We start from the raw sequence: 13,153 nt of genomic DNA on the forward strand, positions 1-13,153 counted from the left end.
TGAGAGTAGAGCTCCAGCGGAGCGACATATTCATTGCGACAAATATTTCGCTCCGCTGGAGCTTTTTTCCATCCGTATGATTGAATTTCTATAGATATTTTGCTCCGCTGGAGCTCTTTTTCATCTGGACGCTTAAATTAATTTCTATAAATATTCTGCTCCGCTGGAGCTTAATAAAATTTTCAATATTTTTCGAACAGCCTCTTAAGAATAAATTATGCACCCAAAAATTGTTTGCCAAATGCAGCACGAAAAACTTCGTCGCCTTGTTCCAGTCTTTGTTGGTAAAGTGCTTTTGCATCTTCGCCTGCTACATATCTTAGTTTGGTTTTTCCGTCAGTCGCAGCTTCATAAACAACATCGGCAATTTGTTCTGGTGTTGATGCCATTTCAAACATTACATCTACATTTTCAAACATTTTGTTGGCCATTGCTTCATATTCTGGTTTAACGCCAGTATCAAGTGAACCGTGTAAGAATTCTGTTTTGATTCCGCCCGGAGAAACCGTTTTAATGTTTATTCCAAATTGATTTAGTTCAAAAGCCATACTTTCGCTCCAGCCTTCTAATCCCCATTTAGTTGCGTGATAAACAGAACCTAGAGGAAAAGAAATCAATCCCCCAATAGAAGTTGTTGAAATAAATAATCCATTCCTTTTTTCTCTGAAATACGGAATAAAAGCATTCGTAACACGAATAGTTCCCAATAAATTAGTGTTTAGCTGTTTTGTGATTTGATCATCTGAAAAGCTTTCTAAAGGGCCAATTAATCCATAACCCGCATTGTTAAAAACGACATCAATATCGCCTAATGAAATCGCTTTTTGAACCGTAGTTTGTATTTGGTCAAAATTGGTAACGTCTAATGGTAAAAGCGTTACATTTTTTAATTGAGAAAGTTCGGTTTCCTTTTCCGGAGTTCTCATTGTTGCGATTACGTTCCATCCTTTTGCCTGAAATAATTTTGCTGTTGCTTTTCCTAAACCTGATGATGCGCCTGTGATAAAAATTGTTTTCATGATTATTATTTTTTAATTGTTATAATTTGATGAAGCAAAGTTCAGGATACAGTAAAGCTTAAAAGTGTTCATTTTGGTCTAATGAGTATCCAAAATGAATAATTGAAGGTTTTTAAGAAAAAAAGAATAAAATTTGGTAGTTTTTGCATTTAGAATGCCGAGATGTTAATTGTGCTTTTGTTGATAACTTCGTTTTTCATTCACTTAAAAAAAAGCGTAAATTTGAATTCCTCCTATTTTTCATTTCACATTTTGTTATGTTTCATGTTGTCAATGTTTTACAATGTTTGTGATTTGGAATTTGGAGTTCTAAAATTTGACTTTTTACAACTCTATGTATTTAATATTCGATACCGAAACAACCGGATTACCAAAACGCTGGGATGCCCCGATTACCGATTCTGACAACTGGCCTCGCTGTATACAAATTGCCTGGCAGTTGCATGACGAAATGGGACAGCTTGTCGAACATCAGGATTATTTGGTAAAACCAGAAGGATTTAACATTCCCTATGATGCCGAGCGTATCCACGGAATTTCTACTGAATTGGCTGAAGCCGATGGAATTACTTTGGCCGAAGTTTTAGAAAAATTCAATATCGCTTTAAGTAAAACTAAATTCATCGTTGGACAGAATTTAGGTTTCGACGTTAATATTATGGGAGCCGAATTCCATAGAATGGGAGTAGATTCTACTATGGCTTCCATTCCTGTTTTGGATACCTGTACCGAAGTTACCGCTTCATTATTACAGCTTCCGGGAGGTCGTGGAGGAAAATTCAAATTGCCAACTTTGACAGAACTTCACGAATATTTATTCAGCGTTCCTTTCGCGGAAGCGCACAACGCAACTGCCGACGTTGAGGCAACTACGCGTTGTTTTCTGGAATTAGTTAGAAGAGAGGTTTTCACTAAAGAAGAGCTTGACGTTCCTAAAGAATATTTCAAAGATTTTCAGGAAAGAAATCCAGAGCCATTTAAGTTAATTGGTTTAAAACACATCAACTTAAAAGCGGCTTCTGATAAAATTAGAGAACAGCTTAAAGCTTTAGCAGGAGAAGACACAGAAAATGTCTTTTCAGAAGAAGATAAAGCCGATTTCAAAGCCGCAAAATTTGCACATTTACACAATCATACACAGTTTTCGGTACTTCAATCGACTATCGGAATTGGAAATATTGTAGCAGCTGCAGCAAAAAACGGAATGCCAGCTGTAGCCATGACAGATACTGGAAACATGATGGGAGCTTTTCACTTTGTGAGCGCCGTTATGAACCACAATAAAGCGGCTTCCGGAAAAAATAAAGCTTTAGTAGAAGCGGGAGAAGAACCAACAGAAACTGAGGTAAAACCAATTGTTGGTTGCGAATTTAATATCTGCGAAAATCACTTAGATAAAAGCAAAAAAGACAACGGGTATCAGGTTGTTTTGATGGCTAAAAATAAAGCTGGATATCACAATTTGGCTAAAATGGCTTCGATTGCCTATACAGACGGATTTTATTATGTTCCGAGAATTGACCGTAAGATTGTCGAGCAATACAAAGGCGATATCATGGTTTTGTCTGGGAATTTGTATGGAGAAATTCCGAGTAAAATCTTGAATATTGGTGAAAACCAAGCTGAAGAAGCTTTAATTTGGTGGAAAGAACAATTTGGCGAAGATTTCTATCTTGAAGTGATGCGCCACAATCAGGAAGATGAAAATCGTGTCAATAAAACCCTGATTGAATTTTCACAAAAACACAATGTCAAATTAATTGCGACAAACAATACGTATTATTTAAATAAAGAAGATGCCAATGCACACGACATTTTATTGTGTGTAAAAGATGGAGAAAAACAAGCGACGCCAATTGGTCGCGGTCGCGGCTACCGTTACGGACTTCCAAATCAGGAATACTACTTCAAGTCGCAAGACGAGATGAAAAAACTCTTTGCTGATTTGCCCGAAGCGATTATCAACATTCAGGAAATTATTGATAAGGTCGAAGGATATTCATTATATCGAGACGTATTACTTCCGAAATTTGAAATTCCGGAAGAATTTATGGTTCCTGAAGATGAAGAAGATGGAGGTGTTCGCGGAGAAAATAAATACTTAAGGCACCTTACTATGGAAGGTGCCAAAAGGCGTTACGGAGAAATCACTGAATCCATTCAAGAACGTTTGGATTTTGAGTTAATGACGATTTCGAATTCAGGTTATCCTGGTTACTTTTTGATTGTACAAGATTTCATTGCCGAGGCAAGAAAAATGGACGTATCGGTAGGGCCTGGCCGTGGATCTGCAGCGGGTTCAGCCGTTGCATACTGTCTCGGAATTACCAATATTGACCCGATTAAATACGACTTACTTTTTGAGCGTTTCCTAAATCCTGACCGTGTATCGATGCCCGATATTGATATCGACTTTGATGACGAGGGTCGTGGACGCGTAATGGAATACGTAATTAATAAATACGGTCAAAAACAGGTAGCACAGATTATCACGTATGGTAAAATGGCAACCAAATCGGCGATTCGTGATACGGCGCGTGTACTAGATTTGCCGCTATTTGAAGCCGATAGAATTGCAAAATTGATTCCGGGAATGATGCCGTCAAAATGGAATTTGGCGCGTTTTATTTCTGAAAGTGAAGAAGAGGTTAAAAAAGCCCTTCGTTCGGACGAATTTGATAATGTAAAAGAATTAATCGCCATTGCCAATGAAGATGATTTGGCAGGAGAAACCATTCAGCAGGCAAAAATCTTGGAAGGGTCGATGCGTAATACGGGAATTCATGCCTGTGGGGTAATCATTACGCCGTCGGATATTACGAATTACGTTCCTGTTACAACAGCAAAAGATTCTGATTTATATGTAACACAGTTCGATAACTCGGTTGCAGAAAGTGCCGGATTGCTGAAAATGGACTTCTTGGGTCTGAAGACCCTTACGCTGATAAAAGATACCGTAAAACTGGTAAAATACAGAACAGGAATTGAACTAGATCCTGATACATTTCCAATTGATGACGAAGAAACATATGCGCTTTTCCAAAGAGGTGAAACCGTTGGAATATTCCAATACGAGTCACCTGGAATGCAGAAATATATGAAAGATCTTAAACCAACAGTTTTTGGAGATTTAATTGCCATGAATGCCTTATATCGTCCGGGACCTTTGGAGTATATTCCGTCTTTCGTTCGAAGAAAAAATGGTGACGAAGAAATCAAATACGATTTAGATGCTTGTGCGGAATATCTATCAGAAACCTATGGAATTACCGTTTACCAAGAGCAGGTAATGCTTTTGTCTCAGTCTTTGGCAGGATTTACAAAGGGTGAGGCCGACGTTTTGCGTAAAGCGATGGGTAAGAAACAAAAAGACGTACTAGATAAAATGAAGCCGAAGTTTGTTGAACAAGCAGCTGCAAAAGGTCATGATGCCAAAATTCTTGAGAAAATCTGGAAAGACTGGGAAGCCTTTGCGAGTTACGCCTTCAACAAATCGCACTCGACTTGTTATGCTTGGATTGCGTATCAAACGGCATATTTGAAAGCGCATTATCCTGCAGAATATATGGCAGCGGTACTTTCGAATAACATGAACGATATCAAACAAGTTTCTTTCTTTATGGAAGAATGTAAACGTATGGGATTACAGGTTTTGGGGCCTTGTGTAAATGAGTCGTACTATAAGTTTACAGTAAACGATGATTACGCGGTTCGTTTCGGAATGGGAGCGATCAAAGGAGTGGGTTCTGGAGCTGTAGAAACCATTGTAGAAAACAGAAAAGACGGAAGATATAAATCGATTTTTGATTTGGCAAAGCGAATTGATTTGCGCGCGGCCAACAAAAAAGCGATTGAGAATTTAGCATTGGCTGGAGGTTTTGATTCATTTGAAGGAACAACCAGAGCGCAATATTTCCATGACGATGGTGACGGAATCACTTTCTACGAAAAAGCAATGCGTTACGGATCTAAGTTTCAGGAAAATGAAAACTCTTCGCAAGTAAGTTTATTTGGAGAAACCAGTGAAGTACAAATTGCAGAGCCAGTTGTGCCGCCATGTGAAGACTGGAGCACAATGGAAAAATTGGCAAAAGAAAAAGAAGTTGTCGGAATCTATATTTCCGGGCATCCGCTTGATGATTTTAGGTTTGAAATGAAATACTTCTGTAATGCCCGTTTAGAAGCTTTGAAAAGTATGAATGAATATGTTGGGAAGAATCTAACTTTTGCCGGAATTATTAATAACGTACAGCATCGTGTGGCTAAAAATGGAAAAGGCTGGGCAGCTTTCAATTTAGAAGGTTATGATGAAAGTTATGAGTTTAAGATTTTTGGTGAAGAATATTTGAAATTCCGCCATTTCTTAATTCAAAATAATTTCGCGTTTTTGAAAATAATGATAAAAGACGGCTGGGTTAATCATGAAACCGGTAAAAAATCAGACCCGAGAATGCAGTTTGTCGAGGTAAGACAATTGCAGGATATTTTAGAAGCCTTTGCTAAAAAACTCATTTTGTTATTAGATATAAAAGATTTACATCCCGATTTTATTCACAGACTGAGTCATTTATTCAACGAGAATAGAGGAGAAAATTCGGTGAGTTTTGAAATTATGGAAATCGAAAATATAAAGCGTTTGGTTGAGGTAGAAACCACAAGTGAATTTGAAGATAATGAAGATGCAGTCTTTGCAGATGAGAGCGACGATAACGAAACTACAGCCGCAGAAGCTAAAATGCAGGAGGTAAAAGAAGTAGAAGAAGTGAAAGTTGTAACCAAATTATCTATGCCAAGCAGAAGATTAAAAGTCAGAATCTGTGCTGAATTACTTCAGGAATTAGAGAAAATGCAGGTAAATTTTAAACTGAATTAAATTTTAACAGTTAAAATTTAAAAGAATGTGAAATTTTAGTGTTAAAAATATGCACGCATAATACTTTTTTAGTATTATTGCTCAAAATTACAACGATTTCGTTCCAAGTCTAACAATACAAACTATAAGAATATGTTAAAATAATCTATGTTTGTAAAAAAACAATTAAAATCAGAATTATGAAAAAGAACCTATTTTTATTAGGATTATTAGTTTGCTCGATGGCTACTATGGCGCAGACAGAAAAAGCAGACAAACCAGAAAGCTGGTATTTTAAATTAGGAGGATCTTATTTTAACCAAACTGCTTCAACTGAGTTTCCAGAAGTTGGAGGACAGGCACCAAACAGAGATGTATACGAAGGTAGATTAACAAATAATAAATTGGTTTCAAGAGAAAGTATTACAGGTTCTTTTGGTCAGGGTTTTAGAAGTGGAATCACTGCAGGATATCGTTTCTCTACACGTTTAGGAGTTGAGGTTGCAGCTAATTACTACATTAGTAATAGTAAGACAATGGCTCAGACAACAAATAGACTTTATGCTTACAATCAGGCTACAAACGTAGATACTTATCTAAGCTTTACTGCTGAAGGACAAATTAAAGCTTTTGACATTGCACCAGCTGTCGTAATGTTTTTAGGTGAAGCTCATGGATTTGAGCCGTATACTAAAGTTGGAGTAATTGTTCCAATTCACGGTACATTAGATATAAAAACTGATAGAGAGCTTACATCTTATTCAGGAAATAATGTGGTAGCAACTAATAATATTTATTCTAAGGATGTGGTAAAACCAAACCCAACACTTGGATTTATGGCTTCTTTAGGAACATCGTATAAATTAGGAAAACACATTTCTGCGTTTGCTGAATTAGAATACCGTAACTTTACTGTGCACGGAAAAACAAAAGAAACTACTGAATATACAGTGAATGGACAAGATGCTTTAGCAACAAGAAATACTTCACAGAGATATACAGTTTATCATGATAGATTAGATGTAAATTCTAATAATCCTTTGTTTAACCCAAATACGGCAACTACAACCGATACAACTGATACTACAAGACCAAATGACAAAATGGATGAGTTAAGCTCTTATGTTGGAATCTCTGGTTTAGGATTAACTGTAGGTTTAAAATACAGCCTATAATTTTTTTATAGAAGTTTTATAGTTTTTTGAAGAAAGGATGTTCGAGAGAATATCCTTTTTTTGTGCTTTTTTGTTAGATTTTAGCTTTGTCAAAGTTTTAAACTTTGACAAAGCTTGAGTTTGAATTGCCTCCAGCTTTAGCTGGAGGTTGATAGGATTGAATCTAAAAAGGTTTTAGCCAAACAATCATTCGTTCGGCTAAAGCCTTGAATATTTTTTGATTTTATACTCCAGCTAAAGCTGGAGGCAATTGAAATATTAAGATTTAGAATTTCTAAACTCTTTCAAAACTTCATCAATAACCCAGGTCGTTCTCGCTCCTGAAACTCCTTTTGATGGAGAAGCACCTTCTTTACCTAAAAGTTCGGCAATAACAGTTTCAATAAATGGCTGCTGAATATGAAGTGGATTCTCAATTGTAATACTTTCCTTTTCTCCATTAGTATATTGAATATGAATTGGATCATTTCCAAAAGTCGAAAACGAGATTTTTCCTTTATCACCTACAATTTCGGTATTATCATAGCGCTCAAAGCTGGCAAAATTCCAAATTCCCGAACCATGGATTCCGTTTTCGAATAAAAATGACATTGAAACCGAATCTTCGGCAGGATAAGCCATAAGCTGTGAAGTTGCATGTCCGCGAACGGATTTTATCGGACCTAAAACAAAATCCAGAAAATCTAAAGTATGGCAGGCTAAATCAACAAAAATTCCACCGCCTGATATATGCGGTAAAACCGTCCATGGAAGATTAATTTCGTCGTCGTAGCGTGCTTCAAACGGATGGTATAAAACGCAATTTACATGTCTTATAGTTCCAAGTTTTCCTTGGTCAATAATTTCTTTTATTTTTAAAAAACGTGGCAAACCTCTTCTATAATAAGCAATAAACAAAGGAACATTATGTTCTTTGCATGCGCTGATCATTTCGTTGCATTCTTCAAAAGTCAAAGCCATAGGTTTTTCTACATAAACAGGCTTTCCAGCTTTAGCACACAAAATGGTATATTCTTTATGAGAAGAAGGCGGAGTAGCAATATAAACAGCATCAACTTCGGGATCATTTATTAAATCTTCCGCATCCGAATACCATTTCGGAACATTATGACGTTTGGCGTAATCTTCGGCAAGTTTTGCATCTCGTCGCATAACAGCAACTAAAGCCGAATTTGGCGCTTTCTGCAAAGCTGGACCGCTTTTTACTTCGGTTACATTTCCGCAGCCAATAATTCCCCATTTTATAATTTTCATGGTTTAAGTTTTAAGTTTCTCAAATTTAAAAAAGGTTTGCCACGAATTGCACTAATTTCCACGAATTTATTTCTCCCGCAGATTTAGCGGATTTTGCAGATTCATAGTAAAAAAAAAATCTGCCTATCTGCTAAATCTGCGTGAGAAAAATATTGAGCAAAAAAGTTAGCCACGAATTAATTTCACGCAGATTTAAAAAGGATTTAAGCTGATGAACGCAGATTTTTTTTTAAAATTAAATCAACTTATATCTGCTTAAATCTGCAAAATCTGCGTGAAACAAAAAAAGCCACGATATTCACAAAATTAATTCGTGAATTCGTGGCTAAAAAATTAAGTTTAAAAGTCTTATTTCTTAGGTAAAGCTTTAAAACCCATATTATAAAGCGTGAAAGCCTGAATATCTACATTTTCCTGAATTGTAGCCGCAACAGATTTTCCTGCGCCGTGCCCCGCTTTTACATCAATTCTAATTAAAATCGGATTTTCTCCCGCTTGTTTATCTTGTAATTCAGCTGCAAATTTAAAACTATGCGCCGGAACAACACGATCGTCATGATCTCCGGTCGTTACCATTGTTGCCGGATATTTAGTGCCGCTTTTAACGTTTTGAACAGGAGAATATCCTTTTAAATATTCAAACATTTCCTTGCTGTCCTGAGCTGTTCCGTAATCGTACGCCCAACCTGCACCAGCTGTAAAAGTGTGATAACGAAGCATGTCCATAACACCAACTGCCGGTAATGCAACTTTCATCAAATCAGGGCGCTGCGTCATTGTTGCGCCTACTAATAAACCTCCGTTTGATCCTCCGCGAATCGCTAAATAATCAGATGAAGTATATTTTTGAGCAATTAGATATTCTGCAGCAGCGATAAAGTCATCAAATACATTTTGTTTTTGAAGTTTTGTTCCCGCATCGTGCCATTTTTTACCGTATTCACCGCCTCCTCTTAAATTGGCAACGGCATAAACGCCTCCGTTTTCCATCCAAACCGCATTTGAAATACTGAAAGCAGGCGTCAAACTGATATTAAATCCGCCGTAACCGTAAAGAATCGTTGGGTTTTTCCCGTCTAATTTTATTCCTTTTTTGTACGTAATAATCATCGGAACTTTTGTGCCGTCTTTTGAAGTATAGAAAACTTGTTTAGACTCGTAATCTTCACTTTTGAAATCCACTTTAGGTTTTTGATAAATTTCTGATTTTCCAGATTTTGGTTCAAAAGAAAAAATTGTTCCTGGTGTAGTATAGTTTGTAAAGCTGTAGTATAAAATCTTTTCTTCTTTTTTTGCACCAAATCCTCCAGCAGTTCCAACCGCAGGAAGTTTAATTTCACGAACTAATTTTCCGCTGTAATCGTATTGTAAAACTAATGAAACAGCATCTTTTGTATAATTTGCAAAGAAATAACCACCGCCTGTAGACGGAGATAAAACATTCTCAGTTTCTTTAATAAAATCTTTCCAGTTTTCTGGTTTTGGATTGCTGAAATCTACAGAAACTACACGACCGTTTGGAGCATTATAATCGGTATGTATAAATAATTTTGTGCCTTCGTTTTCTATAATCGAATTATCAGTATTAAAATTATCTACAATTGTAATAATCGGACTGTTTGGTGTTTTTAGATCTTGAATATAAAGCTCGTTTCCGTAAGTAGAATTTGCTGCTGTAATGACCAGATAATGATTGTCTTCGGTAACATAACCGCCAACATATCTTCTTTTTTGATCGGCACCAAAAATTACTTTATCTTCTTTTTGAGAAGTTCCTAACTTATGAAAGTACAATTTGTGCTGATCTGTTTTGGCAGAAAGCTCGCTTCCTTTTGGTTTATCATAACTTGAATAATAAAAACCTTCATTTCCAAGCCATGAAACACCGCTGAATTTTACATCAACCAAAGTATCTTCTAAAATTTTTTTAGACAAAGCATCAATAATAATCACTTTTCTCCAGTCGCTTCCGCCTTCAGAAATCGAATAAGCGGCTTTGTTCCCATCTTTAGAAAATTCTAAGCCACCCAGAGAAGTCGTTCCGTCTTTTGAAAAAGTATTCGGATCAAGAAAAACCTCTTCTTTGCCATTTTGGTCTTTTCGATAAACGACAGATTGATTTTGAAGTCCGTTATTTTTAGAATAATAAGTATATTTTCCTTCTTTAGACGGAGCTCCAATTTTTTCGTAATTCCAAAGTTTTTCCATTCGTTTTTTAAGCTCTTCACGAAACGGAATTTTATCTAAATATCCATACGTTACTTCATTTTCAGCTTTCACCCAAGCGCCAGTTTCTGCAGATTTATCATCTTCCAGCCAACGATACGGATCGCTTACTTTTGTGTCAAAATATACATCGACAGTTTCTCCTTTTTTAGTTTCCGGATATTGTATTTTATTTTGCGCAAATGAAATTCCTGCAGTTGTAATAGCCATTATTAGAAAGGTTTTTTTCATAGTTTTTGATTAACAGTTGTAACAAAAATAGCACTTTTTGTTGTGAAAATAATTTAAACCATATAAGTTATATAAGTAAATGTAAGCAGGCTTAAAATTAAATGAACTTATATAACTTATATGGTTTAAAAAATGTTACAGATTGAAATTAACGCCCAGAACGATGTTTCTTCCAATATTTGGGATTCCGTCTGTTTTCAATCTGGAAAGGTGTGCAATGTATTTTTTGTCGAATAAATTGTTTCCGTTCAGATTAACATCAAAAGCAGTTTTTCCTAGTTTTACCGTTCCTCCAAAACCTAAATTCACTAAAGTATAACCTTTAGAAGCCGTTTCGAAACCACTTACATTATCCTGACTGAAAGTAGATGAAACATTCAAAGAAGCAAAACCTTCGCTTAACCAGTCTTTGATATTAAATTCAGTTCTCAAGGTGTTATTCCAGTTGTTTGCAGGAATTAACGGTAAATAATCATCATTGTCTTTTTTACCTGTTACAGTTTCAAAACTAGTTTCAAAATGCAGCCAGTCTAAAGGATGCGGATGAAAGTGTAATCCAACTTCACCACCATATAATTTGGCATTATCCTGAACATAAGCAAAAACATCATTGTCATCACGAACTTCTCCCGTTGGCGAAGTGTAGATATAATTGTTTACGTGATTATAAAATCCGTTAACGAAAAACTCAAAATGAGAATTTTTATATTCTAAGTTTAAATCTGTCTGAACATTTTGTTCCGTTTTTAAATCAGCATTTCCTATTTCATAACGATTTGTTCCTTCGTGAACGCCGTTTGAAGTCAATTCGGCTAAGTTTGGCGCTCTAAATCCTGTAGCAACATTTAAACGAAGTGTTAACGGTTCAGCCAGTTTTGTTTTATATCCTAAAGAAGCATTAAAACTGTCAAAAGATCGGTCGAGAGCCTGAAAATAGCCTTCTTCACCTTCAGTTCCGTGAGCGTCTGAAGTGATATTTCTGTTATCAAAACGCAATCCGGCTTGTAAAACGTTGTTGTTCCATTCGTAATTGGCAGTTCCAAAAACACCAAAATCATTCGTTGTAGCATCCGGAATTAAATATTCTTCACCAGAATTTTTATTTGTCTGATGCATTCCCTGAACACCTAAAATAGTTTCGATTTTTCCGAATTTAGGGAAATGGTATTTCAAATTATAATTCAGAGTATTCAGTTTCATGTGAAGAGAAGCTTCGTTGCTGTCTTCAAATTCACTTCTGTCATTAGAAATATAACCTAAATCAACATCTAATTTTGAATTTTCAAAAAAGATAACATTGTTTAAACTCAACAAATGGTTGAAAATTCCCTGTCTCGGAAACTGTGTATCTTTACTAGAAGATTGTTCAGCAATTCCATCTTCTGGAATTCCGATATCAAGTTTGTTGTAATTGTATCTTAAAACACTTGAAAAACTTGAGTTGCTGTAACCAATTCCGGTTTTAAAGTCGGTTTCATTATAACGCGAATTCGTTACGCGGTCGCCGCCGGAAATTTTATAATCAGAATGTGTATTGTAACTTCCGCGAGCTAAGAATTTCCAGTTATCTGTAGAAGTTTTTAACCCAATAGAAGAGTTGCTTCCTTCTGTATTTGTAAAATATTTTTGGCTGAAATTAGCTTTGAAAGTACCGGCATCAGCAAATTTTTCAGGATTAAAGTATAAAACTCCACCTAAAGCATCAGAACCGTACAATAGCGATGCCGGGCCTTTAATAACTTCAACACTTTCAATTCCGGCATCATTTAAACCTAAACCGTGTTCATCTCCAAACTGCTGATTTTCGATACGAACACCTTGAGAATAAACCAAAACACGATTTCCGCTAAGTCCTCGAATTACCGGTTTCCCAATAGAAGTTCCGGTTGAAATCTGCGCTACTCCGGGAATTGTCGCCAAACCTTCAATTAAAGTTGAGGTTCCTTTTTGCTGTAAAGTTTTAATGCTTTCATGCTCGATTTTCATTACGTTTTGCGATTGTAATTTGTTAAAAGGCGTAGAAACCACAACTTCATCCATTTCTAAAATCGATTCTTCGAGCGTAACATCAATTGTATTTTGTTTTACAAGTTTGGCGATTGTTTTATTTTGAGTAGCATATCCAACATAAGAAAAAGACAGACGCAGATTTCCGTTTGGAAGATTATTTAATTCGTATTTTCCGTTTGCATCTGTTGTTGTTCCTTTATGAAGTTCTGGCGCATATACAGAAACGCCTGGTAATGGCTGGTTTTGATTATCGGTTACAGTTCCCGAAACTGAATTTTGGGCAGAAAGCATACCCGAAACCCCTAAAATAAGGGTAATTATGAATTTTTTCATTTGAAAAATGTGCTATAGTTAAATTGATTTTTCTTTTTAAATGAAAATTAAAT

The 13,153-nt window shown here is 36.0% G+C and carries 6 protein-coding genes; 2 read left to right on the forward strand and 4 right to left on the reverse strand.

Features of this window, described 5'->3' with window-relative positions; translation table 11 throughout:
* Positions 1 to 215: 215 nt before the first annotated feature.
* Positions 216 to 1,019 carry an SDR family oxidoreductase gene (locus ABDW27_RS13715; protein ID WP_343696421.1) on the reverse strand — a complete coding sequence of 268 codons (804 nt, stop codon included), beginning with the start codon at positions 1,017 to 1,019 and terminating at the stop codon, positions 216 to 218.
* A 334-nt stretch (positions 1,020 to 1,353) separates the two neighbouring features.
* On the opposite strand from ABDW27_RS13715, the gene dnaE reads away from it, so the two are divergent.
* Positions 1,354 to 5,892: a DNA polymerase III subunit alpha gene (gene dnaE, locus ABDW27_RS13720; protein ID WP_343696422.1), complete on the forward strand. Its 4,539-nt coding sequence runs from the start codon at positions 1,354 to 1,356 to the stop codon at positions 5,890 to 5,892.
* A 179-nt stretch (positions 5,893 to 6,071) separates the two neighbouring features.
* Positions 6,072 to 7,046 (forward strand): outer membrane beta-barrel protein, encoded by a 975-nt coding sequence (locus ABDW27_RS13725; RefSeq protein ID WP_073413222.1) that lies wholly within the window; start codon positions 6,072 to 6,074, stop codon positions 7,044 to 7,046.
* A 258-nt stretch (positions 7,047 to 7,304) separates the two neighbouring features.
* Here ABDW27_RS13725 and ABDW27_RS13730 read toward each other — a convergent pair whose 3' ends face one another.
* The 3 genes from ABDW27_RS13730 to ABDW27_RS13740 form a co-directional block, all read right to left on the reverse strand.
* The gene (locus ABDW27_RS13730; protein ID WP_343696423.1) at positions 7,305 to 8,300 is read right to left on the reverse strand and encodes a Gfo/Idh/MocA family oxidoreductase; all 996 of its coding nucleotides are present in this window, start codon (positions 8,298 to 8,300) and stop codon (positions 7,305 to 7,307) included.
* A gap of 348 nt (positions 8,301 to 8,648) precedes the next feature.
* Entirely contained in the window at positions 8,649 to 10,757 is a 2,109-nt protein-coding gene (locus ABDW27_RS13735) for a prolyl oligopeptidase family serine peptidase (RefSeq protein WP_343696424.1), read from the reverse strand.
* Positions 10,758 to 10,892: 135 nt separating this feature from the next.
* Positions 10,893 to 13,100, reverse strand: a complete 2,208-nt coding sequence (locus ABDW27_RS13740; protein WP_343696425.1) for a TonB-dependent receptor — start codon at positions 13,098 to 13,100, stop codon at positions 10,893 to 10,895.
* Between the last annotated feature and the right edge of the window lie 53 nt (positions 13,101 to 13,153).

It is taken from the genome of Flavobacterium sp. (genome assembly GCF_039595935.1).
GTDB lineage: Bacteria > Bacteroidota > Bacteroidia > Flavobacteriales > Flavobacteriaceae > Flavobacterium.

Excerpts from the sequence above, each read along its gene's own strand:
- dnaE (WP_343696422.1), top strand. The coding sequence starts at position 1,354 with ATGTATTTAATATTCGATACCGAAACAACCGGATTACCAAAACGCTGG.
- ABDW27_RS13735 (WP_343696424.1), bottom strand. The coding sequence starts at position 10,757 with ATGAAAAAAACCTTTCTAATAATGGCTATTACAACTGCAGGAATTTCA.
- ABDW27_RS13725 (WP_073413222.1), top strand. The coding sequence starts at position 6,072 with ATGAAAAAGAACCTATTTTTATTAGGATTATTAGTTTGCTCGATGGCT.
- ABDW27_RS13715 (WP_343696421.1), bottom strand. The coding sequence starts at position 1,019 with ATGAAAACAATTTTTATCACAGGCGCATCATCAGGTTTAGGAAAAGCA.
- ABDW27_RS13730 (WP_343696423.1), bottom strand. The coding sequence starts at position 8,300 with ATGAAAATTATAAAATGGGGAATTATTGGCTGCGGAAATGTAACCGAA.
- ABDW27_RS13740 (WP_343696425.1), bottom strand. The coding sequence starts at position 13,100 with ATGAAAAAATTCATAATTACCCTTATTTTAGGGGTTTCGGGTATGCTT.